The organism is Verrucosispora sp. WMMD703, from assembly GCF_049178935.1.
In the GTDB taxonomy this organism is placed as follows: Bacteria; Actinomycetota; Actinomycetes; order Mycobacteriales; family Micromonosporaceae; genus Micromonospora; species Micromonospora sediminimaris.
Map to the genome: position 1 here is coordinate 2,878,928 of NZ_JBMHMM010000004.1, position 24,740 is coordinate 2,903,667.

Here is a 24,740-nt window from a genome sequence, read left to right on the forward strand (position 1 = left end):
CCCGTGCTCCGAGGAGTCACATCCGGCCGAACTTGACGCTTCAAGTTCTACACCCACGAACTTGAAGCGTCAACAAGTTGCTTTGTATCGTGACGTCATGGCCAAGAATGAGGCGGCGGAAGGGCTCGCCGGAGCAGTTGCCGGAACCCGATGGCTGAGTGATGACGAGCGGGCGGCCTGGCTGGCCAACTCCGCGATCATGATCAGCCTGCCGGCTGCCCTGGACGCACGGATGCAACGCGAGTCCCAGCTGACCTTCTTCGAGTACATGGTGCTCTCGGTGCTCTCCGAGGAGCCCGAGCGCACGATGCAGATGAGCCGCCTCGCCGCCCGCACGGCGGCGTCGCTGTCCCGCCTGTCGCACGTCGTCGAGCGGCTGGAGAAGCGTGGGCTACTAACCCGAGCCCGGGTCCCCGGCGCCGGTCGGCGTACCAACGCCGTGCTGACCGAGGCGGGCTACGAGGTGGTCGTCGCCGCAGCGCCGGGGCACGTTGCGGCGGTCCGGGAATACCTGATTGATCAGCTCGAGCCGCACGAGTTGGCAGCGCTGAGTCGCATCGGCGCCGCGGTCGAGGCCGCCATCAGCCGCGCGGCGCCGTCCTGACCGAGGGCAGTATATGGAAGGGGAGGAATCGTCATGAACGTCGCTGCCATCGTCGGCGGAGGGCTGGCGTTGTCCATCGCGGTGGCTGCGCTCGTCTACCTGGGCCGTCGGCGCGCCACACCGTACGCCCTCGGCCGGTCGTTACGACTGCTCGCGCTCGGGGTGACGCTGGGAATCGCCGTCGCCATGCTGCCCGCCACCGTGTCGGACAGCGGCGCCGCCACCGGTTATCTGCTGGGCGTGCCGACGGTCGTGGCCCTGCTGCCGCTCGGCGCAGACCTGGTGGGCCGCGTGGTCGGTGTCGCGACGACGCTGGCGGCGATCGTGATGCTGGCCTGGGGGCTGCTTCTCGGCCTCGGTGACGGCGTCTACTTCGTGATTCCGGCCCTGATCCTCGGTGCGGCCGCAGTCGCATCGATCACGCCACGGCGCGGGATACCGGCCTCCGACTACCGGAACCGCCCCCGGACGCGGTCGTGAAGGGCCACCGGAGCCGGTGACAGCCGCATCGCCACGGGCGATCGGGGCACTGATCGCGCTCTCGACCTCGGCGTTCTGTTACGTCGCCATGGAGACGCTGCCGATCGGGATCCTGTCGCTCATCGCCGCCGATCTGAACGTGTCGGTGTCCCACACCGGCCTGCTCGTCACCGGGTACGCGGTCACCGTCGCGATCGTCTCCGTTCCGCTGACGTACCTCACCCAGCGGGTGCCGCGTCGTCGCCTGCTGACCGTCCTGCTGGGCGTACTGGTCATCGCCACGCTGGTCTCGGCCGCCGCCCGCGACTACCAGGTGCTGCTCTGGGCGCGCGTGGTCGTAGCGCTCACCCAGGCGCTGTTCTGGGCGGTGGTGGCGCCCGCCGCCGCAGGCATGTTCCCGCTCCGGGTACGTGGAAAGGTCACCGCTGTCGTGTTCGCCGGGGCCTCCCTCGGCCCGATGCTCGGCGTGCCGGCCGGTACCTGGCTCGGACAGCAGCTCGGATGGCGTGCGGCGTTTCTGGCCCTGGCTGGTCTGGCGCTGGCCGCGTTCGTGGCGATCGTGACGCTGATGCCGTCGACGCCGATGATGGCCACCCATGCGTTCACCGGCACCAGCCCGGACACCCGCCGCTACGTCACCGTGGTGCTCGCCACCGCGTTGTCGGTGGGCGGATTGTTCACGGCGTTCACCTACACGGCTGTGTTCCTGACCGACGTCACCGGGTTCGCTCCCGCAGCCGTCGGTCTTCTTCTCCTCGCCCGAGGGCTCGCGGACTTCGCCGGCATCAGCGTCGGCGGAATCGCGAGCGACCGCAACCAGCGCGCGGCGATGCTGATGCCGGTGCTGCTGCTCGCGGTCGCCCTGCTCGAGATGTTCGTCCTCGCCGATTCGACACCGGCGACCGGAGTGCTGCTGGCCCTGACCGGGTTCGCCATGGGTGCGCTCACGCCGGCGCTGCAGAACCGGGTACTCGAAGTGGCGCCGGGACGTTCCGACCTGGCGGCGGCGGGAAACTCCGCCGCCTTCAACGTCGGCATCGCCGGAGGATCCCTGCTCGGTGCCCTCCTTCTGCCCGGGTACGGCGTGCGCAGCACGGCCCTGGTCGGCGGTCTGCTGGCCATCGCGGCGCTCGCCGTCCTGTTGGCCGAGCCATTGATCGCCAACGGCGGCCGGTCGAGCGGTGCCACACACCCATCGCCGACGGCTCGCATGAGTCGCGGCTGACCGCTGAGGCGACCCGCTGACGTTGTTCAGTCGGGCAGTTCGGGGATCGCGCCGGCGGTGACCAGCCCGGCGAGCGTGAGGGGTTGGTCGCCGTCGCTGTGCCCGAGGACGAGAGCGAGCTGCCGGGCCGGCGCCTCGTCGGGCGCCCAGCCGCGCAGGTCGCCGTAGAGATCCTGACGAAATATCGCGTCGTAGACCGCCGGACGGTCCGCCTGTGGGTTCCGCAGGAGGTAATCGACGGTACGCACGCGGTGCGGGCCCCACTGCTCGTCCAACGCTCGAGTCAGTGTGGCCAGGTGCCGGTCGCCGGCTTCCACCTGCTCGGTCCACTCAGGGTCGCGCAGGCCGGTGAGATCCGGTCCCTCCCACAGCGGCAGGAGCACGAAGCCGGCGGCGCGGGTGGCCACCCATTCGCCGGTGTGCGGGTCGGATTCGATCGAGGTGGGGCTGCCGGCGGACGGTATCGGTCCGGTCAGGAGCGCCGTGACGGCCCCGAGGGCCCGGGACACATCGAAGTCAAGGCCACGTACGACGGTCACCGTGCCCATCTTGCCGCACGTTGCCGAATTGCCCGGAGGGACCGGCGGCTCCGCGTCGCCAACCGCTGCCGCGACTACGGCGTACGGCGTTCGAGGTCGCTCTTGAGGGTGGCCAGCATGCCCACCGCGGCGCTGGCGTAGTCGCCGATCCACCGGTCATGGATGTGCTTGATCGGTAGCGGGTCGAGATGGTTCCACCGCTCGCGTCCCTTGCGCTGGGCGATGACCAGCCCGGCCGCCTCCAGCACCCGCAGGTGCTGCATGACCGTGCAGCGGTCCAGGTGCGGGAACCGTTCGCAGAGGTCACCGGTGGTCCGGGCCCGGTCCTTGAGCGCGTCGAGGAGCTGCCGCCGGGTCGACGACGCCAGCGCCTTGAAAACCCGGTCCTCGTCGACCTGTTCCGGGTTGGCGCGCCCGCCACGACGACTCGACATGTTATAAAGCTATAACATGTCGACGACGCGAGAGGGGACCGCAATGGACCTGCGATTCAAGGTCGCCGGGCGGATCGGCCGTCCGGTGCACGAGGTGTTCGAGGCGGTGGTCGATCCCGACCAGCTCTCCCGGTACTTCACCACCGGTGGCGCGAAGGGCCGGCTGGTCACCGGCGCCACCGTCACCTGGGATTTCGCCGACTTCCCCGGCGCCTTCCCGGTCGAGGTGGTCGAGGTGGAACAGGACCGGCGGATCGTGCTGCGTTGGGAGGCGGCCGATGGCGCCCAGCCCACGAGCGACGCCCCGGTCGCCGGTGCCTCCTACTTCACCACCGTCACCATGGAGTTCGAGTCACTCGGTGACGATCGGACCCTGGTCACCATCGCCGAGCAGGGGTGGCGGCCCACCCCCGAAGGCCAGGCAGCCTCGTACGGCAACTGCCAGGGCTGGACCCAGATGCTCTGCTGTATGAAAGCGTGGCTGGAACACGGCATCAACCTGCGTGAAGGCTTCTTCGCCTGACCCGTCGCGGGGTCGGTCAGCCGTGCGACGCGTGGTGCTCGGTGACGGCGCGTCCCATCCGGGTCACCGCCTCGGTCAGGATCTCCGGCGACGTGGCGAAGTTGAGGCGTACGAAGCCGGCACCGCCGGTGCCGAAGACGTGCCCGGAGCTGAGGGCGACCCGTGCACGGTCGAGGAACAGCCGTGCCGGCCCGGCGATGTCGGTCACCACGCCCGGCTCGTCGCCGACCGGGCCGGTGTCAATGCCGAGCGCGGTGCAGCCCAACCAGGCGAGGTAGGTGCCCTCGGGGCGGTGGTACCGGAGAGTCGGCGCATGCCGGGCCAGCAACACCCCCAGCAGCTCGCGGTTGTGGTCGAGACCGGCCAGCAGGCGGTCCAGCCACTCGCCGCCGTCGCGAAAGGCGGCGGTGTGCGCGATGACGCCCAGGTGGCTCGGCCCGTGGCCGACCTCCTCCGGCATCCGCCGCAGGTCGGCGACCGCGTGCGGGCCGGCCACCACCAGCGCCGACTTCAGCCCGGCCAGGTTCCACGCCTTGGAGGCGGACAGCACGGCCAGCGCGTCCTCGGCGCCGGGCACCGTGAGGTACGGCGTGAACCGCGCCCCGGGCAGCACCAGCGGAGCGTGGATCTCGTCGGAGACCACCCGTACCCCGTACCGGCCGGCAAGGTCGGCGACCGCTTCGAGTTCGTCCCGGCGGTGCACCACACCCGTCGGGTTGTGCGGGTTGCACAGCAGGAACACCGCTCGGCGGCCGTCCGCACGGGCCCGGCGGAACGCCTCGCCCAGCGCCGACACGTCAATCCGCTGGTCCGCACCGAGCGGCGCCTCGATCACCCGCCGGTCAGCATGGCTGACGAAGGCGTAGAACGGCGGGTAGACCGGTGCGCAGACCACCACCGCGTCGCCGGGAGCGGTCAGCAGTCGGAGCACCTCGACGATGCCGAGCATCACGTCCGGGACCAGGGCGGTGCGGTCGACCGCCAGATCGGACCACCCCCACCGGCGGGCCGCGAAGTCGGCGAGCGCCTCGGCGTACCCCGTGCCGTAGGCGTATCCGGTGTCACCACGCCCGACCGCGTCGTGCAGCGCCTCGGCGACCGGCGCGGCCAACGGCACGTCCATCTCGGCCACCCAGAGGGGCAGCACGTCATCGGCGTACTGGCGCCACTTGACGCTGGTACGTCGTCGCAGCTCGGCCAGGGACAGCTGAGTCAGCGGATTCGCCATCGGCACGGGCGATCGAGCCTCGCGGGCCACCGGGCTGGCCATGCTGGGCTCCTATCGAAGTGGTCGTCCTCTGGGAAGGGCCTAGATCACCATCGTATCCAGAACAGATCCAGTCTCGACGTATGGACGGCGGTTGCCGGCTGCTGCCAGGCTGTGCGGCCATGGACAGTCTCGCTGCGCAGCTACCGGCACTACTCGGCGTGCTGGTCGGCACCATCGGCACGATCGTCGCCACCTCGCTGGCAGACCGGTCGCGGTGGCGACGCAACCAGACGGTGCGCTGGGACGAGCGCCGGCTCGACGCGTACGTCGAGTTCGCCCGGGCGTTGAAGGAGACACACACCATCGCCAGCCGACTGACCGGCGGTTACGTCGACCGGGACACGGCGCTCGCCGCGCTCGCGGAGGCAGATTTCCGGCACACCCTGGCCTGGGAGAACGTGCTGCTGCTCGGCGACGCGCCGACGGTGACGGCGGCGCGGGCCTGGCGGGACAGCGTCTGGGAGGTCGAGCGGCTGGCGCGCGACGGGCAGGCCGACGCCGACCGGCCCATGTTGCTGCACCGGGCCAACGAGGCACGCGACGCGTTCTACCATGCTGCCCGTGGTGGGCTCGGGGTCGGCGGCGGGTCGGTGGCGCAGGCCGAACTGCTGGTGAGCAGGCTCAACCTCCGAACCGACCCGCAACCCGCAGCGCCCGCGGAGCGGTGACCGACCGGCTCAGGCGGGGTGGGCGGGCTGGTCGAGGATGGCGCTGAAGCGTTGCTCGGCCAGGTCGAGCTGACCCAGGATGTGTTGCTTCACCGGCTCGGACAGGGGCGTGTCGGCACGGGTGACGAGGTCGCGGTACACCGGCACCAGGGGGCGGTACTTGCGGGCCGACGACTCGACCTTCGGGCCGACAGAATGGATCACCCCGACGCCGTTGTCCGTGAAGTCGGAGACCTTGATGACCCGCGCCCACGGTTCCCGTTCGAGACTGGCCGCGACATGCTCCCGGTACTGCTCGTAGCGATCGCGTCCGGGCTCCCACGGCGGGTTGGTCACCGCCGCGACCAGCCGCGCCACCCGCGCCCCGAACCGCTCGGCCAGCACCGCCAACGCCGCGTCGGTCGGATCCCCAACGTCGTCCCCACCGACGCCCAGCCTCCCGCCGCTGTTCGGCTCCCCGCCGCTCCCGGGCTCCCCGCCGCTTCTGGGATCCCCGGCGTCGGCCAGCTCGGCCGGATGGTCCTCGACCGCGTCGTGCAGCAGACCGGCGACGATCACGTCGACGTCGCGTACCTGGTAGTGGTGCAGCATCCGGATCGCCACCCGGAGCAGATGGTTGACGTACGGCTCCCGGGACCGCCGATCATCGCGATGGAGCCACCCGGCCAGCTCCAACGCCTCGTCGAGCCGGCCACGCTCCCCGTCGCCGAACTCCTCGATCTCCAGCCGGAACCGCTCCCGCAGCCCGGCCTCGCCGTGCATCTCGGTTATCGCGTGCATCGGCATGGTGGCCAGATACGGCGGCAAGTCCATCCGTCCCTTATATCGGATCACCCCCACCTCCGCCGCCCTCATCAATCGCTCCGCTTGGCCGTGGCAGTGCGGCTGCTCAACACGCCGACAATCGAACAGCCGCACTGCCACGATCACGGGTAGGTACGGCACCCCTCATAGCAGACGGCGACGGATTGTGGGAGTTATTCACAGTGGGGCCGTTGTCCACAGGAGGCGGGATCCGAGGCTGTCGGTCGGTGCTGAGGGTGACACGGTCAGCGGCGTGGATGCGGTGTTGGCGGAACTGATGAAGCGTGGGCACGGCCTGGTGACCCGATCCCTCGTCGAGCAGGTCGTGCCGGAGTGGACCCTGCAACGCGCGTGCACCAACGGCGAACTGGTGCGGGTTCTGCCCGAGGTGTTCGCGGCAGCACACCTGATGAGGGATCCGAGCGTTTTGAAGCATCCGAGCGTCCCGCCGCTCAGCCGGATCGACCCGGCCCTCTGCCGCCGTGCAGTCACCGCCTGGATGCGAGGCCGCGGGGCGCTCAGCCACCTCACTGCCCTCGACGTGTGGGGGCTGCGCCGGCAACTGCCCTCGCCATCCTCGCCAGCCGCCGACCCAACTAATCAGCAGGACGGCACGCCGGACTCTCGCCTCGGTGACGAGTAACCGCCGTCAGCACGGATCGCACCTCGAACGCGTCCGCGCGAAACGGCTACCGAGGCAGGGCGGAGGCCGGCGGGTCGGACTTAGTGCGTGTTTGAGATGGGGTTGATCAGGTCTGGTTGAAGGTGCGGCGGGCTTGACGCCGTGCCGGTCGGCCGCGGGTGATGCGGCGGGTCATGCCGGTGATGGCGGCCCAGCGGATGAGGGCTTCGGAGACAGTCGGGTGGCGTTCGTAGTCGCGGGCCAGGCGGCGGCAGGCGGTGAGCCAGGCCAGGGTGCGTTCGGCGACCCAGCGGCGGGGGTGGACGGCGAAGCCGCGTTGGTCGGCGGGTTTGCGGACGATCTCCAGCGTCGTGCGTAGGGTGTCGCGGGTCCAGTCGACCAGCCGTCCGGTGAAGCCCTGGTCGGCGTAGACGTGCCGGATCGGGGTGAGCATGTAGGCGTGGAGCAGGGCGGTCTTGGCGCCGTCGCGGTCCTGCCATGACGCGGCGAGCACGGTGACGGTGACCAGCAGGCCGAGGGTGTCGGTGATGATGAACCGCTTACGGCCGTTGATCTTCTTGCCCGCGTCGTAGCCTCGGGTGTCCCGGCCGACGGTGTCGGCGCCCTTCACGCTCTGGGAGTCGATGATCCCTGCCGACGGCTGCGACTGACGGCCCTGCTGCACCCGTGCCTTGATCCGCAGTGTGGTCAGGAGTTCCTCGGTCACGCCGGCTTCTTCCCACCGGGTGAAGTACCAGTACACCGTCTGCCACGGCGGCAGATCCGCCGGCAGGTACCGCCACGGACACCCCGACCGCACCACGTACAGGATCGCGTTGACGAGCTCCCGCCGCGGATGCTTCTCCCGGCGGCCGTCCGTGTTCGGCTCCGGCAACAACGGCTCGATCAGCGCCCACTGGGCGTCAGTCAGGTCGGAAGGGTAGCCACGGCGCGCAGACACCGCGCCACCCTGCCCGCCCCACCGCTGGATGTCATGCCGCCACGCCGTCCACAACAGACCTTCTCAAACACGCTCTTAGACCTCCCGTTTGGCGGTGGCGTTGCCGCGCCGGTCGATGACGTACCCGGTCAGCCAGATCCAGCCGTCGTACGCGAGGCGGTCGCAGATCGAAACGACCCGCAGGTTCAGCGCCCGCGCGCCGGCGAGGGTGTCTTCATCACCGATCCGAAGACCTGGATGCGGGAGCCTTGACGTCAAGGTCCGCGACACCGACCGTTCGGGGGTAGCGAGTAGATCAAGTCCGATGCATGCTGACTGCTGTGAGAGCGTGTTTGAGAAGGTCTGTTGTGGACGGCGTGGCGGCATGACATCCAGCGGTGGGGCGGGCAGGGTGGCGCGGTGTCTGCGCGCCGTGGCTACCCTTCCGACCTGACTGACGCCCAGTGGGCGCTGATCGAGCCGTTGTTGCCGGAGCCGAACACGGACGGCCGCCGGGAGAAGCATCCGCGGCGGGAGCTCGTCAACGCGATCCTGTACGTGGTGCGGTCGGGGTGTCCGTGGCGGTACCTGCCGGCGGATCTGCCGCCGTGGCAGACGGTGTACTGGTACTTCACCCGGTGGGAAGAAGCCGGCGTGACCGAGGAACTCCTGACCACACTGCGGATCAAGGCACGGGTGCAGCAGGGCCGTCAGTCGCAGCCGTCGGCAGGGATCATCGACTCCCAGAGCGTGAAGGGCGCCGACACCGTCGGCCGGGACACCCGAGGCTACGACGCGGGCAAGAAGATCAACGGCCGTAAGCGGTTCATCATCACCGACACCCTCGGCCTGCTGGTCACCGTCACCGTGCTCGCCGCGTCATGGCAGGACCGCGACGGCGCCAAGACCGCCCTGCTCCACGCCTACATGCTCACCCCGATCCGGCACGTCTACGCCGACCAGGGCTTCACCGGACGGCTGGTCGACTGGACCCGCGACACCCTACGCACGACGCTGGAGATCGTCCGCAAACCCGCCGACCAACGCGGCTTCGCCGTCCACCCCCGCCGCTGGGTCGCCGAACGCACCCTGGCCTGGCTCACCGCCTGCCGCCGCCTGGCCCGCGACTACGAACGCCACCCGACTGTCTCCGAAGCCCTCATCCGCTGGGCCGCCATCACCGGCATGACCCGCCGCATCACCCGCGGCCGACCGGCACGGCGTCAAGCCCGCCGCACCTTCAACCAGACCTGATCAACCCCATCTCAAACACGCACTGAGGGCTTTCGTCGGAGTGACGGACGAGAAGTGGTACCGGTTCTTGGCTGAGCGTCCCGGCCTGAAAGAAGTCAACTTCTGGCGGCCCTCCGGCGGTGCTTTCCGCGCTCTAACGCCGGGCGAGCCCTTTTTCTTCAAGGCGCACTACCCGCTGAACCGGATAGTCGGAGGAGGCTTCTTCAGCGGGTTCACCCGGCTGAAGATCTCCGAGGCATGGGAGTTGTTCGGCGAGGCGAACGGTGCGGCCAGCCTAGATGAGATGCGTCGCAGCGTCGGGCGCTATCGTAAGCAGCCGATCGCACGCGATGAGGACCCGGTCATCGGCTGCATCTTCGTCCGTGACGGCTCATTCTTCCCCGAAGACTCGACTGCCGATCCACCTCCGGCATTCGCCTCCAATGTGGTGCAGGGGAAAACGTACGACCTGGCCGACCCTTCGGTGGCGGGATACTTCGAGCTTCTGCTACATCGTCTGTTGGGCTTGGGCGTCGAGGTGGACTTCAGTGAGCCCTGGCATCGGCCAGGTCCGGTTTACGGTGACCCGCGACTCGTGCCGCAGCGCCTTGGCCAGCAGTCGTTCAAAGCCGTGGTGCTGGGTGCCTACGGACGGCGTTGCGCCATCACCGGCAACAAGGTCCAGCCGGTGTTGCAGGCGGCTCACATCCGGCCGCTCCCGCAGGGCGGGGAGCACCGGATCGACAACGGCCTGCTGCTCAAGTCGGATGTGCACATCCTCTTCGACCGGGGATATCTGGGCGTGGACCCCAAGTTCCGATTGATGGTCAGCCCTCGACTGCGTAGTGAATTCGGCAACGGGGACCAGTTCTACGCGAAGGCCGGAACGTCCATCACCCTCCCGGACCGGCGAGCCGACCGGCCCAACGCCGAGTACCTCGAATGGCACCTGGACACCGTCTTCAAAGCTGTCTGATCATGGCTCACGTGGTCCAACAGACGAAATGCGGGTGGCGAGGTCGAGGGCAGCGCGGATCGGGTCGTCGGCCCAGTGGCTGGCGAAAGCGTCGTACAGTCGCCAGCCAGCCCGGGTCAGGGTGCGTTGCCGCTCCACGTGCGCGGCCACGCCGTCCGGGTGCACGCCGCACAACAAACCGACCGGGCCGTCGTCGCCGACGCACAGGTCTACCCGCCAGCGGCCGACGGGGTAGTCGGGCCGTACGGTCAGTCCGATCCGGGCGAGTTCGACGGCGAGCGCCCGGATCCACGGGGCCGGCTCGGCGGCTCCCGCCCCGGTCGTGCCCGGCGGCCCGGCGTGGGTCGTGTCCGGCGGCCCAAGGTAGGCGGCGTCCAGTGGTTGTTCGGCGTACCGGAGGTAGTCGCCGATGATGCCCTCCGGGGCTCGGAGCGACGTGACCACCGTGAGCTGCTTCCTGGCCCGGGTGACCAGGACATTGAACAGGTTCGGTTCGGCGACGAATCGGTGCCGTGCCGGCGGGTCGTCGTCGACCAGCCCGAGCGTGGCGATCACCACGTCCGCCTCGCTGCCCTGGAACGCGTGCACCGTCCCGGTACGCAGGCCCAACCGTTCGATCTCGTCGACGTCGTACGCCGACAGTAGCGCCGCCTCCACCGCGTCGGCCTGCGCCCGGAACGGGCTGATCACCGCGACGCCGCCCTGCGGGGGCGGGCCGCGAGGGTGGCGACCAGGTCGAGCACGGTCGCCACCTCGGCCTGGTTGACGCCGTCGACGACGGCGGCACCGGCGACCGGCACCACGTCGATCGCGTCGGCCCGTTCGTTGCCGGGGTGCCGGGTGACCAGTTCCAGCCGGTCGTCGTAGAACCGGCGGGCGGAGAAGCCGATCAGGTGCGGCGCGCAGCGGTGGTGTTCACCGAGCCAGGTCACGGGTGCGGCACCGGCCGCCACGTCGAAGGCGCTGGCCCGGCGTACGTCGAGCCGGTCGGCGTAGCGGTCCAGGCCGTGCCGGTGCAGCGTCGCGGTCACGTCGGCGTCCGCGACGAAGGAGACGAACCGTAGCTGCCGTGGGTCGCCGGCGACCAGCGCCCGGCGGGCTCGGGCCAGCACCGGAGCGGCTCGCAGTTGATCGATGTGCGCGGCCTCGTCGAGCACCACCAGGTCGAACATGCCGGCTGCCGGTGGCAGCAGATCCTCGACGTCGGCCACCGTGCCCACCCACAGGGGCAGCGCCCGGACCAGCGCCTCGGCGTCCAGCGTGGCGAGCAGTTCCCGGCGGCGGTTGCGTCCGGCCCGCAGGGCGGTACCCAGACCGCTGGCGGCGCGCCGGGCGTCCGCGGTCCAGCGTCGCGCGCTGGCGGTCTGGTTCCGCAGCGCCGTGCCGACCGCCTGGGCGAGCGCGACGTCCGCCTCGGCCAACACCCGCCAGGCGGCGGCCAGGTCGGTGCCGCCGTTGGCGGACAGCCGGGCGGCGGCACGTACGGCGTGTGCGGCGTCCACGGCCGCCCGCAGCTGGGACACGGGTACGGCCGGGCCGGCGCCGGTGAGCCTGTGGAGTCGATGGGCGGCGCGGGACCGGCGCCACCGGGACCACCAGCCGTCGCCACTCCGGCTCGCGGCGTGCAGGGCGGCATGGATCGCGTCGAGGTCGGTGTCCGGCTCGAACACCGCCGGGGCGTCGTGGCTCCGGGCGGGCAGCAGTGGTTGCCAGTCGGGCAGGGTGGCGGCGAGGCGTTCCTGCTCCAGCGCGGCGGCGATGCCGGCGCGGACCCCGTCGGCCCGGTCTCGGGCGGCCGACACGGCGCTGGTGTCGTGGCGCAGTTGTGCGTCGTCCACGCCGACGGCGACGCCACCGGCGAGTTCGGTGGCGATGGTTCCGCGCCGCTCGGCGTCGCCGAAGAGCACCGGCGGCGGACCCGGATGCCGGCGCAACAGTTCCCCCAACACCTCGGCGGCGTGGGTCGACTGGGTGGCCACCAGTACCGACCCACCGCGAGCCACGGTGTCCAGCGCGGCGGCGACCAGGGCGTGGCTCTTGCCGTTGCCCGGCGCGCCGGAGATCACCACCACGGGTGCCGTCCGGGTCCGCCGGATCACGTCGCGCTGCGCCTCGTTGAGCGGCAGGGGCGACAGCACCTCGCCCTCGTCGCTGGGGCCGCCGTCTGCGATCGGATCCGCGTCGCCATCGGTGCCGAGATAGAGCCGGCTCAGGGCGGAGTCCGCCAGCCCGGGACGGCTCGCCCAGCTCAACAGGGTGTCGCGGAGGCGACCGGCGAACACGTCACGGGTCACGAAGAGCGCTGCCGCGGCGACCCCGATGACGTCGTCGTCGTTGCCACGCGGTGGTCGCGGCCGGACCGTGGTCACCTTCACGCCTGCGGCCTCGGCCGCCGCGGTGATCCAGGCGGTGGTGCCGGGGGCCGTCAGCCAGCCGGGCCCGGCCAGCCCCGGTGCTGCCTCCAGCCGGGCCGCGAGTTCCCGGTCCTCGATGAGCGGGGTCAGTTCGAGGTCGCCGGCCGGCACGACCCGGTAATCGCGCCGGCCGCGTTGCAGGCGTACCGGTTGGGCCAGCAGCGGCAGTCGGACACGTCGCCGCGCGCCGTCCAGGTCGGCCGTGCCGACGAGAAAGGCCAGCCCGAGGCGGAGGATCCGTTCGTCGCGGTGCAGGGCGTCCAGCGCGGCGAGCCGGTCCAGCCGCGCGCCGCGGGGGCCCCGGTGCGGTTCCGGCAGCCAGACCAGCGGCCGGCCGGTTCCGGCCACGTCGAGGATCCGCTCGGCACCGGCCGGGGCCAGGTCGGCGAGCGCGGTGAGGATGGTCGCCGCGTGCATCGCCCGCAGATTCTGCCGTACGCGGTCACGGTCGTGCTCCGGTCGGTGGCCACGGCCGCGCACCGGCGCCCGGGGCTGTCGCGTGGCGGCCCTGGCCAGATCGTGCGTCGGGCCGGAGTTACTGGTGTGCCCCCTTTGCTCTGCTTCAACTGGCGCAACGGATTCACCCGGGAACCTGTGCGTGGGTTGAAGCAGAGCAAAGGGGGCGGGGAGGACAGTGGTGGGAGCGGTCGGGTGTCGACGGCTCCCACCATGTCGGTGCAGGTGCTAGCTGGCGTACGTCTCGAACTCGGCGACCCGTGGGGTGCCGGTCGAGCTGGTGATGTCGAAGGTGATCTTGCGCAGCGACGTCGACCCGAAGCTGATGACGCCCGCGCCGGTGCCGGAGGCCAGCACCGCGCCGGTGTCATGGTTCAGGACCCGCCAGTTACGGATGGTGCCGGCGGAGCCGGACGCCTCCCGAATGTTGATCTTCGACACCGTGGTGGCGGAGCCCCACTTGATCGAGATCTGGCCGGTGGTGCCGTTCGGCGACCAGGCGGTGTTCATGTTGCCGTCGCGCACGTCGCCGTAGCTGGTGCCGCTGGCCTTGCTGGAGCCGTCGGAGCCGGCGCCGATGCTCAGGTTGGTGCCGCTGGGCTGGCTCGGCGTCGGGGTCGGGTTGCTGGTCGGGGGCGGGGTGGTGGTGGTCGGACCGGGCGTCGGGCTGGTCGGCCCGGCGGTCGGGCTCTGCGGCGTGCAGTTGCCGTTGGAGGTACGAATGCCCTTGTTCGCGCCGGCCGTCTGGCTGACGATGCTCGGCACGCAACTGGCCGCATCGAGCCGGTACGAGTACGGGATGCTGACGCTTGTGTTGGAGGTCGGGTTGGGGCCGGCCGGGTTGGTGTCGCCACCACGCGAGGACCAGGTCACGTTGTCGAAGATGTTGCCACTGACCTGCCAGTAGCCGGCCTCGTCGGTGTAGAAGGTGCCCAACACGTCCTTGGAGTTCTGGAAGTAGTTGTTGTCCACCTTGGCGCGTGCCCCGGCCCGGGAGTTGATGCCGGACTCGTTGAGGCGTACGTAGTGGTTGTTGTAGATGTGGGCGATGCCGCCGCGGAGCAGCGGCGTACGGGAGTCGATGTTCTCGTAGAGGTTGTGGTGGAACGTGACGTAGCCGTTGGACCGGTCGCTCTCGCTGGATCCGATCAGGCCACCCCGACCGGAGTTGCGCAGGATGCTGTAGGACAGCGTCACGTACTGGGTGTTGTTCTTCATGTCGAACAGCCCGTCGAAGCCCTCCGACTCCCCGCCGGAGGCTTCCAGGGTGACGTGGTCGACCCAGACGTTACGGACATCGGACTCCATGCCGATGGCGTCGCCGCCGTTGGAGGTGGGCGAGCCGGACTTCTTGACGTTCCGGACGGTGACGTTCTGGATGATGATGTTGCTGGCCTCGCGGATGTGGATGCCGATCTGGTCGAAGACGGCGCCGTTGCCGACCCCGAGGATCGTGACATTGCTGATCTGCTTGAGTTCGATCACGTCGTCGGCCGTGTTGCAGCTTGAACCGGACACCTTCGTGGTGTTGCCGTGGTTGATGGTCCCCTCGACCTGAATGGTGATCGGGGTGCTGCTGCTGGCCCGGTTGCACAGGGCCGCGTGGATCTGCGTGCCGCTGGTGGCGCGCACGGTCTGTCCGCCCGCGCCGCCGGTGGTGCCACCGTTGCCGGTCGCGAAGCCGGTGGCGCTGCCGACCGCGGCTGACGCCTGCGGCGTCGCCAGGGCCACGCAGACCGCGGCTCCCGTGGCGGTGGCGGCCAGTCCTGCGAGGAGTCGGAGTGCGACTGGTCGTCTCATCCTCGTCTCACCTTTCCTGGTTGGTGGTGGTGGAGTGGGGGGTTACAGCGGTAGGCGTCCGGCGCCGGCGAGTGGGCCGACCACCAGCGGCACCAGCGGGGCCGGCAGTACCGGTCCGTGCCGCAGCGTCGGCGTCCAGCCGGCGTCGGGACTCAGGTCGGGGTCGTGTGCGGCGTTGTACGCGGCGACCAGATCCACCGGGCGGGACGGCGCACCGGCTGACTTGACCCAGTTGCCCCGGGTGGTGATCGCCGTGCCGCCCCAGTCGTAGAGCAGGTCGACGGCAGTGACGCCCGCATCGAGGGTGAAGTGGTTGTTTTCGACGTGCACGGCGGACTGGACACCGACGCCGATGGCGTACTGGAAGCCGTCACCGCCGAGCCGGTAGGCGTTGTTGTAGACGTCCACCTGGCCGAAGCGGACCCGCGGCAACCGCTGGAGCGCGCCGTCGAACAGGTTGTGGTGCAGGGTGACGTTGAGCCGGCCGACATCCGGGCCGACGGTGTTGGAGGAGCCGATCAGCATCAGCTTGTCGCGTCCCACAAAGCGGTTCCAGGATGCGGTGACCAGGCTGGCGGTGTGGGTGATGTCCAACGCGCCGTCGTGCACCTGGTAGGGCCGTCCGAAGTAGACGGGCTGGGCGCTGTCCGGGTTGTCGCCGTCGGTGAAGGTGTTGTGGTCGATCCAGACGTTCTCGCTGCGGCGTACCGAGAGCAGGTCGTACTGCGAGTTCCAGTTGCCGGCCTCGCCATCGGAGGGGGACCAGGCGGGGAAGCAGTCTCGGGCGTCGTCGAAGGTGATGTTGCGGACGATCACGTTCGACACGCGGTCGATCATCAGGGTCAGCCCGGTCAGGCGCGCTCCCCGCAGCCCGATGATCGTGGTGTTCGGGCCGACGTTGATCTGGGTCTGCTGGGTCTGGCTGGTCACCGAGCGCCGCCGGGCCTCCTCCAGCGGCCCGCTCGGCGTCACCCGGCCCCACACCGCCGGGTCGTACGCGGCCAGGAACCCCTCCAGCGAGTACCCGGGATCAGCCAGGTCGGCGCAGTCGAGCAGCCGACCATCGGCGTCCTCGAAGCCGTCGATACCACCCTTGACGTACACGATCTTGGCGGTGGCGTCCGTTGCGTTCGTGGCGTTGTCTCCGCCGAGCGCGGCGACCAGCTCGGCGCGGCTGCTCACCACGTGGATCTGATCGGCCGAGGCGGCGGAGCCTCCGGTGGTGCCGGGACCGGCGGCGGCCCAGCCGTCACCGGCCGGGAGGGTTTGCCGGCCGAGCTGTCGGGCCAACGGTGAGAGTGGTGTGCGGTCGCCCCGCTCGTGGTGGCTGCCGACCCCCGCGTCGTTCGACGGCTGCGCCGAAGCGGCGGCGGGGAGGGCGGTCAGGGCGATAATTGTCGATGCCGCGGCGGCGGCAAGTCTGCGCATCGGCTCGTTCCGTTTCCTTCGTCGTTGTTTCTTATCAATGACGAAGGTTACGTTCATGTTTTTACGAGGGTCAATATTAATGATGTGCAGATTTGTTGCAGCTAATTGTGTCGAGTGGCATCGTCCCGACGTGTGCTGGTCGGGAAACCGCTGTTCATCGCTGCGTCTTCGATCCTGTCTGGACCGTGGATTTGCAGTTTGTTGCGGTGGCGCCTCCTATTCTTGCTCGATCGGTTCGGTTCGCCAAGGCGCAATCGCCCATGGCACGCCGAGTTCCGACGGTAGTCGGCCCTCGTCGGCCACCCGACGTAGCACCTCGTTGACGCCGCGCACCCGCAGCACCCGCTGCGCGCCGACGCCGACGGCGTCCACCAGCGCGCCATCGAGCAGCGCCGGCTCGGGTGCCGCCTGCAGGGCGGTCAGGACGGCGGTGAACGGCGCGGTCCGGGCCAGCGGCGCGATCAGCGGTACCCGTGGATCGGCCCGGTGGTCCAGCAGGTTCTCCAGCAGCCCGCACCGGCCGGGCACCGCACGGGCGAGGGGTTCCCCGGGCAGCAGCAGCCGGTCGGTCGGGTACTCCAGCACCGCCCGTCCGGCGTCGCCGGTGACGATCACCTCACCGGCGATGAAGTCCTCGCCGGCCAGGGTCACCGCGGCCACGATCGGCGGACCGTACCGCTGCCGCACCCGCAGCGCTGCGGTGTCGTCCACCTCGATCGGCCGTACCCGGTAGCGCTCCACCTCGATGCTTACCGGCTCCACCGGCCCGCCGCCGATCACCTCCGCGACGGCAAGGCACTGCATGACCGCGTGCGCGAGCGGATTGGCCAGCGCACCGTCGAGCACCGGCCGCCCGTCGAGCAGCCGACGCCCGGCCCAGGGCGCGCGGGCGTAGTAGGCGTCCGGGCGTTGCCAGGCGGCCACCGTGGCGATGCCGCTGACCGTGCCCATCCGCCCGGCCGACGCCGCGTCCGTCAGCGCGGTCAGCGCCGCCGAACCGAGCGCCTGGAATCCGACCTGCACGATCCGGCCGGTGGTGGCCACCACCCCGGACAGTTCCTCGTGCTCGGCGGTGGAGAGCACCGGCGGCTTCTCCAGCAGCACGTCCGCCCCGGCGGTCAGCGCGTCCCGGGCGATCCGCAGATGGGTGTGCGGTGGGGTGCAGATGACCACCACGTCCGGCGTGACGCCGGCGAGCATCGCCCGGTGGTCGGTGAACACCGGGACGCCGGCCGGCACCGGTGCCGCCGGTTCGCACTCGATCGGCCGGGTGTCGACCAGGGCGACCAGGCGTACCCGGCCGGCCTCGTGCAGCGGCCCGATGACGCGGCGATGCCAGCGCCCGTGCCCGTTCGCCCCCACCAGCGCCACCCGGGGACTCGTCACACCGCACCGGCCAGGGTGGCGCGTACACCGTGCTGGTGCAGGTCGGTGAGCCAGGCGACCACGTCGGCGCGGACCTGTGCGTCGGCGGCCACCTCGGGCGGCACGACCTCGTCGAGGCCGAGCACCGCCTCCACCGCCCCCGCCGGGCTCTGCGGCGCGGCGGCCAGCGCGGCGCGGATCCGCTCCGCCAGCGGGTCGTCCAGCGGCAGGGCGCGACCGTCGTCGGCGCTGCCCTGGACGAACCGGATCCAGGCGGCGACGACCAGCGCCGCCCAGCGGGCCGGCCGCCCGGCCGCGCGCAGGTCGGCGACCGTGTGCAGGATGCGCTGCGGCAGTTTCTGCGACCCGTCCATCGCCACCTGGAGGGTGCGGTGCCGGATCGCCGGGTTGCCGAAGCGCTCCAGCACCTGTTCGCCGTAGCCGACCACGTCCACCCCGTCGGGGGGGACGAAGCTGGCGGCCACGTCCTCGGCGATCAGCCGGCGCAGCACCGTGTCCAGGTGCGGCAGCGTGAGGGCCTCCGCGATCGTCTCGCAGCCGGCCAGCGCGCCGAGGTACGCGGTGGCCGAGTGCACGCCGTTGAGGGCGCGCAGCTTCAGCCGCTCCCACGGCCCCGCGTCCGCGCAGAGCACCGCCCCGGCGCGCTCCCACGCCGGCCGACCGCCGGGGAAGTCGTCCTCGATCACCCACTGGGTGTACGGCTCGGCCGCCACCGCCGCGAGATCCTCGACGCCGAGTGCCCGCTGGGCCGCGGCGAGGGTCTCCGGGGTGCTGGCGGGGACGATGCGGTCCACCATGGTGCCCGGGAAACCGACCTGCCCCTCGACCCAGTCCAGCACCTGTCGCGAGATGCCGGCGTACGCCAGGGACTGGGTCACCAGGCTCCGCAGCCGGCGGCCGTTGGCGGGCAGGTTGTCGCAGCTGACCAGGGCGATCGGTCCGGCGTCGGCGGTGGCGCGGGCCAGCAGGCCACGCACCAGCAGGCCCGGCACGGTGATCGGTGGCCGGTCGGTGGTCAGGTCGGCGACCAGGTCGGCGTCGGGTCGCAGCGTGCCGGCGGCCGGATCGAGTTGGTACGCCTTCTCGGTCACGGTCAGGGTGACCACCCGGATCGCCGGGTCGGCCAGCAGGGCCACCACGGCCTGCGGGTCGGCGGCGGCCAGTCGCACCCCGGCCAGTGCTCCGACCACGCGGGTGTGCTGGTCGGCGGCGGAGAGCGTGCTGACGCTGAAGAGGTTGTCCTGGGCGGCCAGGGTCGCCACCATCTCCGCGTTGCGGGGGGCCACGCCGATGATGCCCCAGTCGCCGCCGGCCAGGCCGATCGCCTGCTCGGTGTAGACGGCCTGGTGGGCGCGGTGGAAGGCGCCGAGCCCGAGGTGCACCACACCGGCCGGGACGGCGCCCGGACGGATCAGGGGACGGGCCTCCGCGGGCAACCGGCGTACCGCGCCCAGCCCTAGTCGGGACGCGCCCACGGTCACCGCCATGCCGGACCGTCCGGGAAGCGGAAGGCGGCGATCGACTCGGGGTGCATGGTGGCGCTGTAGCCGGGAGCGGTCGGCAGCAGGTAGCGCCCGTCGCGGGTGCGTACCGGGTCGACGAAGTGCTCGTGCAGGTGGTCGACGTACTCCACCATCCGTCCCTCCAGACTGGCGCCCACCCGCAGGTAGTCGAAGATCGCCAGGTGCTGCACGTACTCGCAGAGGCCGACGCCACCGGCGTGCGGGCAGATCGGCACCCCGAACTTCGCCGCCATCAGCATCTCGGCGAGCACCTCGTTGACCCCGCCGACCCGGCAAGCGTCGATCTGCATCACGCCGATCGCCTCGGCCTGCAACAGCTGCTTGAAGATGACCTTGTTGGCGGCCACCTCGCCGGTGGCGACCCGGCACCGCCCGCCGGTCAGCTCGTCCATCGCCCGCGCGATCCGGGCATGGCCGAGGATGTCGTCGGCGTGCGTCGGCTCCTCGATCCAGTACGGGTCGACCTCGGCCAGCGCCGTCATGTTGGTGATCGCCTCGTCGACGTCCCAGACCTGGTTGGCGTCCATCATCAGCAGCGCGTCCGGGCCGATCTCCGACCGGATGATCCGGGCCCGCCGCAGGTCGTCGGCGGGCGGGCCACCGACCTTCATCTTCATCGCCCGCCATCCCTGCGCGTACGCCTCCCGGGTCAGCGCCCGGACCTTGTCGTCGGGGTAGCCGAGCCAGCCCACCGAGGTGGTGTACGACGGGAAGCCTTCGCGTTCCAGCAGCGCCAGCCGGTCGGCGAGCCCGTCGCGCCCCTTGTCCAGGATGGCGGCGGCCTCGTCGGCGGTGAGCGCGTCGGTGATGTGCCTGAAGTCGACATTGGCCACCAGCTCGTCGGTGGGCAGTTCGGCAAGGTAGCGCCACATCGGCTTGCCGGCCAGCTTGGCCCGCAGGTCCCACACCGCGTTGACAAGCGCGCCGGTGGCCATGTGGATGACCCCCTTCTCCGGGCCGAGCCAGCGCAGCTGCACGTCGGCGACGAGCGAGCGCCAGAACGCCACCGGCTCGGCGGTGATCTCCTGCACCGTCCGCCCTCGTACGTGGTGGGCCAGCGCGTCGACCGCGGCGCAGGTGATTTCGTTGCCACGGCCGTTGGTGAAGGTGAAGCCGGCGCCGGTCGGCCCGTCGTCGGTGCTCAACTCCACATAGGTGGCCGAGTAGTCGCCGCGGTTGATCGCGTCGGAGCCGTCGCCGCTGGCGGCGGTGGGGAACCGTACGTCGTGCACGGTCACCTCGGTGATGCTGGTCATGACTCTTCTCCGAACTTGAAGACCCGCTTCGGCAGCCGGTACGCCAGGTCGACGATGGTCTCGGCGGCCTCGTCCATGGGCAGCCGGTGCTCGGCGACCAACCGGGCCAGGAAACCGGCGTCGACGCGGCGCGCCACGTCGTGCCGGACCGGGATGGAACAGAACGCCCGGGTGTCGTCGACGAACCCGGCGGTGTTGTAGAAGCCGGCGGTCTCGGTCACCGACTCGCGGAAGCGGCGCAGCACCTCGGGGGAGTCCAGGAACCACCAGGGCGCACCGAGCAGCAGCGCGGCGTACCCACCGGCCAGTGGTGCCAGCTCCCGGGTGAAGGTGTCCTCGTCGAGGGTGTAGAGCACCACCCGAAGGCGGGGGTCGTTGCCGTACGCGTCCAGCAGCGGGGCGAGGGCGTGCACGTACTCGGTGACCTGTGGGATGTCGCCACCCACGTCACGGCCGTGCCGGGCGTGCAGCCACCGGTTGTGGTTGCGCACCGCCCCCGGGTGCAACTGCATGACCAGGCCGTCGTCGAGCGACATGCGGGCGAACTCCAGCAGCATGTGCGCCCGGAACGCCTCCGCGTCGCCCGGCTCCGCCGCGCCCCGCCGGGCCCGGTCGAACAGCGCCGCCGCGTCCGCACCGAGATCGAGGGTACGGGCGGTGGGGTGACCGTGGTCGGACGAGGTGGCGCCGGCGGCGATGAAGGCGGCCCGGCGCGAACGCAGGGCGGCCAGGTAACCGGCGTACGTCCCGGTGTCCTCCCCGGTGATCTCGCCGAGCTGGTCGACGTTGCTCGACCAGCCTTCGAAGTCCAGGTCGACCACGTTGTCGGGACGGAAGGTGGTGACCACCCGCCCGCCGGGACCGCCCCAGCCGTCGGCGGCGAGCTTGGCGTGCCGGCCCAGATCGTCCAGGGGCGACTCGGTGGTGGCGAGCACCTCGATGTTGAACCGTTCGAACAGTGCCCGCGGCCGGAAGTCGGGCTCCGCGAGCCGGGCGGCGAGGGCGTCGTACACCTCGTCGGCCGTGCCCGGGGTGAGTCGGGTGTGCACGCCGAACACCTCGGTGAAGGTCTGCTCCAGCCACAGCCGTGACGGCGTGCCCCGGAACAGGTGCCACCCGTCGGCGAAGCGACGCCAGATGCGCCGCCCGTCGGTCTCCACCGGGCTGCCGTCGCGGCTGGGCACCCCCAGCTCGCCCGGGGAGACGCCCTGGCTGAGCAGCATCCGGGTCACGTAGTGGTCGGGCACGATGAGCAGCTGGGACGGGTCGGGGAACGGCTGGTCCTCGGCCAGCAGCGCCGGATCGACGTGCCCGTGCGGGGAGATGATTGGCAACTGCGCCACCAGCGCGTACAGCTCGCGGGCCAGCGCGCGTTGGCCCGGCTCGGCGGGGAGGAGCAGGTCGGGTCTGGTCGAGGTGGGCACGGGGAGCGGCTCCTGTGGTCGGTGTCAGTCGAGGGTGAGCAGGTCGGCGACCCGCACGGGTGCGCCGGTTTCGAAGGACCGGTTGGCGGCCAGGCCGGTGAGCAGGGCCAGCGCCCCGTCGCGAGCGCTGGCCGCGCGGTGCAGCGGATCGGGTACGCCACCGAACAGCACCTGAGTCATCCGAGCGTCCGCCCCGCCGTGCCCGTGCCGGGTGTAGCCGTCGACCTCGATGCGTTGCGGCGGTGACCAGAAGGGGCGCAGGGTCAGCGTGGCAGCGCCACCCTCGTCGGCGGCCTGGTCGCCGTGCAGTGCGGCGCCCTTGAGCGCACCGGCGGCGGCCGGGCTTACGAACTCGCTCTCGGTGACCTCCAGTTCGAGGCGGCCCCGGCTGCCGTTGACCATCACCCGGTATCCCTCCCAGGGCGCGTACGCCGTGAGGTGGTAGGTCATGGTCGCCCCGGTGGAGTAGGTGGCCAGCACCGCCATGTCGTCCTCGATGCTGACCCCGGGGGCGAAGACGTTCTGGTCCCGGTGGTAGCCGTCCTCGGCCTCGGCGTCGAGGTACAACTCGCGCAGTCGGGGGTGCTCGGCCAGCCGCAACGCGAACGGGTCGTCGTCGGCGGCCGGCGACGCATGGGCCCGGTCGTAGTCCCGGGCGTAGCCGTGCCGGCGGCCGGCGGCACCGTAGAAGAACAGCCGGCCGGCGGCGTACACCTGCACGGGTGTGGCGTCCAGCCACCAGTTGACCAGGTCGAAGTGGTGGCTGGCCTTGTGCACCATCAGGCCGCCGGAGCTGGCCTTGTCCCGGTGCCAGCGGCGGAAGTAGTCGGCGCCGTGGCGCACGTCGAGCAGCCACTCGAAGTGCACCGAGCCGATCTCGCCGACCGCGCCGTCGGCCAGCAGCCGGCGCAACTGCTCGTGCAGCGGGTTGTAGCGGTAGTTGAAGGCCACCGTCACCCGCCGGCCGGTGCGGCGTACCGCGTCGAGAATGCGCTGGCAGCGCGGCGCGTCGGTGGTCATCGGTTTCTCGGTGACCACGTCGCAGCCCGCCTCCAGCGCAGCCACCACGTACTCGTCGTGGGTGACGTCCACGGAGGTCACCAACACCACGTCGACGTGCTCCTTGGCCAGCATCGTGGCGAAGTCGCCCGCGTGGTAGGTCGGCACGGGTCGGTGGCCCAGCTCACCGAGCCACCGGTTGTGGGCGTCCATCCGGGCCTGGTTGACGTCGGCGAAGGCGACCAGTTCGACGGTGTCGGCGTGGTCGCGCACCAGCGCCCGGACGAACATCTCGGCGCGGGCGCCGGTGCCGACCACGGCGTACCGGGCCCGCCTGCCGGATTGCGGTGACACGGACCGACCCTCCTCGATCTCTCTGCAAACCTTTGCACTGAAGTAACCACGGTCGATCGGCTCGCGTCAACGAGGGCGCGAAAATCGGCGGCCTTTGCCCTGTTTTATGGGCTTAACAGGGCATGATGTATGGCCCACCGAAACACAGCTGTAACCATCCACCGTTGACACTGGCGCAACCGTTTGCATTAATTGGCGGCACCCGTGACCGCCGACACATCGACGAAGGGGGCCTGGATGCCAGTCACCATCAGGGACGTCGCCCGGGCCTCCGGCGTGCACATCTCCACCGTCTCCCGCACCTTCTCGGCACCCCACCTGGTCAACCCCGAGACCCGGGTACGGGTGCTCGCGTGCGCCGAGGATCTGGGCTATCGGCCCAACCGCGCCGCCCGCGCACTCATTACCGGCCGCACCCACAACATCGGGCTGATCATCGCCGACATCGCCAACCCCTTCTTCCCGCCACTGATCAAGGCGGCGGAGAGCCAGGCTCGCCACCGCGACTACCACGTCTTCGTGGCCGACACCAACGAGGACGCCGCCGCCGAGGAGGAACTGGTCCACGCCCTGGCCAAGCAGGTCGACGGGGTGCTGCTGTGCAGCCCCCGGATGAGCAACAGCCTGATCGAGCAGCTCAGTCGGGAGGTGCCGCTGGTGGTGGTGAACCGACAGCTGGCCGGGCTGCCGTGCGTGCTGATGGACGTCGGGCAGGGCGCGCGTTCGGCCATCGAGCACCTCGCCGGGCTGGGTCACCGGGAAATGGCGCTGCTGGGCGGTCCACGTGGTTCGTGGACCAGCCGGGAGCTCCGGCGTGCCGCCAGCGCCGCCGCCCGGGCCGCGGGAGCGGAGCTGACCGTGCTCGGTCCCAACCCGCCCACCGAGACCGGCGGCCTCGCCCAGGCGGAGCAGGTCCGCCGGGCCGGCGTCACCGCCGTGCTCGCCTACAACGACCTGATGGCGATCGGGCTTCTCGAAGGGCTCGACGCACTCGGGGTGCGGGTGCCACAGGAGGTCAGTGTCGTCGGTGTCGACGACATCTCCCTGAGCCGACTCACCCGCCCCAAGCTGACGACGGTGGCCACGCCAACCGCGGCCGCCGGCCGGACGGCCGTCGACATGTTGCTGCAACAAGACACCGATTTCCCGCGTACCGCGCGGGGCGGCGGTGCCACCGTGGCAGTCGGCGTCCGTCGTACCACCGCACAGGTAATGCTCCAGACCGAGTTGGTCATCCGCGACTCCACCGCGCCGGGCCCCTACGCCGGCCGGGAACGTCCCGGAACCGCTGCCGCTGGCCCGGGCCCGCATCGCCGTGCGGACCCGGGCAACCCGGTCGTGGCCGCCGGTGACGTGGTCGCCTCCTAACGCCAAGGAGTGAG

General features: G+C 70.8%; 24 protein-coding genes. 9 read left to right on the forward strand and 15 right to left on the reverse strand.

The window, feature by feature from the left end; translation table 11 throughout:
• Positions 1-97 precede the first annotated feature (97 nt).
• Genes ACN26Z_RS13670 through ACN26Z_RS13680 form a run of 3 tightly spaced genes read left to right on the forward strand, consistent with a single transcriptional unit; the run spans position 98 to position 2,309 of the window.
• Positions 98-604, forward strand: coding sequence for a MarR family winged helix-turn-helix transcriptional regulator (locus ACN26Z_RS13670; RefSeq protein WP_421461546.1), 507 nt, complete (start codon positions 98-100; stop codon positions 602-604).
• 33 nt (positions 605-637) lie between these two features.
• Entirely contained in the window at positions 638-1,084 is a 447-nt protein-coding gene (locus ACN26Z_RS13675) for a hypothetical protein (protein ID WP_421461548.1), read from the forward strand.
• 16 nt (positions 1,085-1,100) lie between these two features.
• Complete coding sequence (locus ACN26Z_RS13680; protein WP_421461550.1) at positions 1,101-2,309, forward strand: MFS transporter; 1,209 nt, start codon at positions 1,101-1,103, stop codon at positions 2,307-2,309.
• Positions 2,310-2,335: 26 nt separating this feature from the next.
• Here the strand turns inward: ACN26Z_RS13680 and ACN26Z_RS13685 are convergent, their stop codons facing one another.
• Positions 2,336-2,848 carry a hypothetical protein gene (locus ACN26Z_RS13685; protein ID WP_421461552.1) on the reverse strand — a complete coding sequence of 171 codons (513 nt, stop codon included), beginning with the start codon at positions 2,846-2,848 and terminating at the stop codon, positions 2,336-2,338.
• 74 nt (positions 2,849-2,922) lie between these two features.
• Complete coding sequence (locus tag ACN26Z_RS13690) at positions 2,923-3,282, reverse strand: ArsR/SmtB family transcription factor (RefSeq protein WP_421461553.1); 360 nt, start codon at positions 3,280-3,282, stop codon at positions 2,923-2,925.
• Between the two features lie 16 nt (positions 3,283-3,298).
• Between ACN26Z_RS13690 and ACN26Z_RS13695 the strand changes: the two genes are divergently transcribed.
• On the forward strand, positions 3,299-3,805 hold the full coding sequence (locus ACN26Z_RS13695) for an SRPBCC family protein (RefSeq protein ID WP_421461555.1): 507 nt from the start codon (positions 3,299-3,301) through the stop codon (positions 3,803-3,805).
• A gap of 16 nt (positions 3,806-3,821) precedes the next feature.
• Here the strand turns inward: ACN26Z_RS13695 and ACN26Z_RS13700 are convergent, their stop codons facing one another.
• The gene (locus ACN26Z_RS13700; RefSeq protein WP_421461556.1) at positions 3,822-5,075 is read right to left on the reverse strand and encodes a MalY/PatB family protein; all 1,254 of its coding nucleotides are present in this window, start codon (positions 5,073-5,075) and stop codon (positions 3,822-3,824) included.
• Positions 5,076-5,194: 119 nt separating this feature from the next.
• Here ACN26Z_RS13700 and ACN26Z_RS13705 point away from each other — a divergent pair, with 119 nt between their 5' ends.
• Positions 5,195-5,743: a hypothetical protein gene (locus tag ACN26Z_RS13705; protein ID WP_093402810.1), complete on the forward strand. Its 549-nt coding sequence runs from the start codon at positions 5,195-5,197 to the stop codon at positions 5,741-5,743.
• 9 nt (positions 5,744-5,752) lie between these two features.
• On the opposite strand, the gene ACN26Z_RS13710 is transcribed toward ACN26Z_RS13705, so the two are convergent.
• Positions 5,753-6,556: a phosphohydrolase gene (locus tag ACN26Z_RS13710; RefSeq protein WP_421461558.1), complete on the reverse strand. Its 804-nt coding sequence runs from the start codon at positions 6,554-6,556 to the stop codon at positions 5,753-5,755.
• Between the two features lie 244 nt (positions 6,557-6,800).
• On the opposite strand from ACN26Z_RS13710, the gene ACN26Z_RS13715 reads away from it, so the two are divergent.
• Positions 6,801-7,190, forward strand: coding sequence for a hypothetical protein (locus tag ACN26Z_RS13715; RefSeq protein WP_421461560.1), 390 nt, complete (start codon positions 6,801-6,803; stop codon positions 7,188-7,190).
• A 106-nt stretch (positions 7,191-7,296) separates the two neighbouring features.
• Here ACN26Z_RS13715 and ACN26Z_RS13720 read toward each other — a convergent pair whose 3' ends face one another.
• Both ACN26Z_RS13720 and ACN26Z_RS13725 read right to left on the reverse strand, forming a co-directional pair.
• Entirely contained in the window at positions 7,297-8,160 is an 864-nt protein-coding gene (locus tag ACN26Z_RS13720) for an IS5 family transposase (RefSeq protein ID WP_421464646.1), read from the reverse strand.
• A 45-nt stretch (positions 8,161-8,205) separates the two neighbouring features.
• A complete protein-coding gene (locus tag ACN26Z_RS13725) occupies positions 8,206-8,388 on the reverse strand; it encodes a hypothetical protein (protein WP_421461561.1) in 183 nt (60 codons plus the stop codon).
• Positions 8,389-8,499: 111 nt separating this feature from the next.
• Here ACN26Z_RS13725 and ACN26Z_RS13730 point away from each other — a divergent pair, with 111 nt between their 5' ends.
• Positions 8,500-9,363 carry an IS5 family transposase gene (locus ACN26Z_RS13730; RefSeq protein WP_421464646.1) on the forward strand — a complete coding sequence of 288 codons (864 nt, stop codon included), beginning with the start codon at positions 8,500-8,502 and terminating at the stop codon, positions 9,361-9,363.
• Between the two features lie 40 nt (positions 9,364-9,403).
• A complete protein-coding gene (locus ACN26Z_RS13735) occupies positions 9,404-10,318 on the forward strand; it encodes an HNH endonuclease (RefSeq protein ID WP_421461563.1) in 915 nt (304 codons plus the stop codon).
• Here ACN26Z_RS13735 and ACN26Z_RS13740 read toward each other — a convergent pair whose 3' ends face one another.
• The 9 genes from ACN26Z_RS13740 to ACN26Z_RS13780 form a co-directional block, all read right to left on the reverse strand.
• A complete protein-coding gene (locus ACN26Z_RS13740) occupies positions 10,319-11,008 on the reverse strand; it encodes an AAA domain-containing protein (protein ID WP_421461564.1) in 690 nt (229 codons plus the stop codon).
• Entirely contained in the window at positions 11,005-13,149 is a 2,145-nt protein-coding gene (locus ACN26Z_RS13745) for an AAA family ATPase (RefSeq protein ID WP_421461565.1), read from the reverse strand. Before ACN26Z_RS13745 ends, ACN26Z_RS13740 begins: the two co-directional genes overlap by 4 nt.
• 267 nt (positions 13,150-13,416) lie before the next feature.
• Positions 13,417-14,988: a pectate lyase family protein gene (locus ACN26Z_RS13750; RefSeq protein WP_421461566.1), complete on the reverse strand. Its 1,572-nt coding sequence runs from the start codon at positions 14,986-14,988 to the stop codon at positions 13,417-13,419.
• A gap of 42 nt (positions 14,989-15,030) precedes the next feature.
• On the reverse strand, positions 15,031-16,416 hold the full coding sequence (locus ACN26Z_RS13755; protein ID WP_421461567.1) for a pectate lyase family protein: 1,386 nt from the start codon (positions 16,414-16,416) through the stop codon (positions 15,031-15,033).
• Between the two features lie 216 nt (positions 16,417-16,632).
• Positions 16,633-17,802, reverse strand: coding sequence for a Gfo/Idh/MocA family protein (locus ACN26Z_RS13760; protein WP_421461568.1), 1,170 nt, complete (start codon positions 17,800-17,802; stop codon positions 16,633-16,635).
• Positions 17,799-19,289, reverse strand: coding sequence for a mannitol dehydrogenase family protein (locus tag ACN26Z_RS13765; RefSeq protein ID WP_421461569.1), 1,491 nt, complete (start codon positions 19,287-19,289; stop codon positions 17,799-17,801). The genes ACN26Z_RS13760 and ACN26Z_RS13765 overlap by 4 nt, the downstream gene beginning before the upstream one ends.
• Positions 19,280-20,581, reverse strand: a complete 1,302-nt coding sequence (locus ACN26Z_RS13770; RefSeq protein WP_421461570.1) for an enolase C-terminal domain-like protein — start codon at positions 20,579-20,581, stop codon at positions 19,280-19,282. Before ACN26Z_RS13770 ends, ACN26Z_RS13765 begins: the two co-directional genes overlap by 10 nt.
• Positions 20,578-22,005: a glucuronate isomerase gene (gene uxaC, locus ACN26Z_RS13775; RefSeq protein WP_282238921.1), complete on the reverse strand. Its 1,428-nt coding sequence runs from the start codon at positions 22,003-22,005 to the stop codon at positions 20,578-20,580. Before uxaC ends, ACN26Z_RS13770 begins: the two co-directional genes overlap by 4 nt.
• A gap of 24 nt (positions 22,006-22,029) precedes the next feature.
• Positions 22,030-23,358, reverse strand: coding sequence for a Gfo/Idh/MocA family protein (locus ACN26Z_RS13780; RefSeq protein WP_421461571.1), 1,329 nt, complete (start codon positions 23,356-23,358; stop codon positions 22,030-22,032).
• Between the two features lie 237 nt (positions 23,359-23,595).
• Between ACN26Z_RS13780 and ACN26Z_RS13785 the strand changes: the two genes are divergently transcribed.
• Positions 23,596-24,726, forward strand: coding sequence for a LacI family DNA-binding transcriptional regulator (locus ACN26Z_RS13785; protein ID WP_093402812.1), 1,131 nt, complete (start codon positions 23,596-23,598; stop codon positions 24,724-24,726).
• Positions 24,727-24,740: the final 14 nt, after the last annotated feature.

What these genes read in the sequence shown, in the direction of transcription:
- ACN26Z_RS13670 (WP_421461546.1), top strand. Translation starts at nt 98, where the DNA reads ATGGCCAAGAATGAGGCGGCGGAAGGGCTCGCCGGAGCAGTTGCCGGA.
- ACN26Z_RS13675 (WP_421461548.1), top strand. Translation starts at nt 638, where the DNA reads ATGAACGTCGCTGCCATCGTCGGCGGAGGGCTGGCGTTGTCCATCGCG.
- ACN26Z_RS13690 (WP_421461553.1), bottom strand. Translation starts at nt 3,282, where the DNA reads ATGTCGAGTCGTCGTGGCGGGCGCGCCAACCCGGAACAGGTCGACGAG.
- ACN26Z_RS13695 (WP_421461555.1), top strand. Translation starts at nt 3,299, where the DNA reads ATGTCGACGACGCGAGAGGGGACCGCAATGGACCTGCGATTCAAGGTC.
- ACN26Z_RS13700 (WP_421461556.1), bottom strand. Translation starts at nt 5,075, where the DNA reads ATGGCCAGCCCGGTGGCCCGCGAGGCTCGATCGCCCGTGCCGATGGCG.
- ACN26Z_RS13705 (WP_093402810.1), top strand. Translation starts at nt 5,195, where the DNA reads ATGGACAGTCTCGCTGCGCAGCTACCGGCACTACTCGGCGTGCTGGTC.
- ACN26Z_RS13710 (WP_421461558.1), bottom strand. Translation starts at nt 6,556, where the DNA reads ATGGACTTGCCGCCGTATCTGGCCACCATGCCGATGCACGCGATAACC.
- ACN26Z_RS13745 (WP_421461565.1), bottom strand. Translation starts at nt 13,149, where the DNA reads ATGCACGCGGCGACCATCCTCACCGCGCTCGCCGACCTGGCCCCGGCC.
- ACN26Z_RS13750 (WP_421461566.1), bottom strand. Translation starts at nt 14,988, where the DNA reads ATGAGACGACCAGTCGCACTCCGACTCCTCGCAGGACTGGCCGCCACC.
- ACN26Z_RS13755 (WP_421461567.1), bottom strand. Translation starts at nt 16,416, where the DNA reads ATGCGCAGACTTGCCGCCGCCGCGGCATCGACAATTATCGCCCTGACC.
- ACN26Z_RS13765 (WP_421461569.1), bottom strand. Translation starts at nt 19,289, where the DNA reads ATGGCGGTGACCGTGGGCGCGTCCCGACTAGGGCTGGGCGCGGTACGC.
- ACN26Z_RS13770 (WP_421461570.1), bottom strand. Translation starts at nt 20,581, where the DNA reads ATGACCAGCATCACCGAGGTGACCGTGCACGACGTACGGTTCCCCACC.
- ACN26Z_RS13785 (WP_093402812.1), top strand. Translation starts at nt 23,596, where the DNA reads ATGCCAGTCACCATCAGGGACGTCGCCCGGGCCTCCGGCGTGCACATC.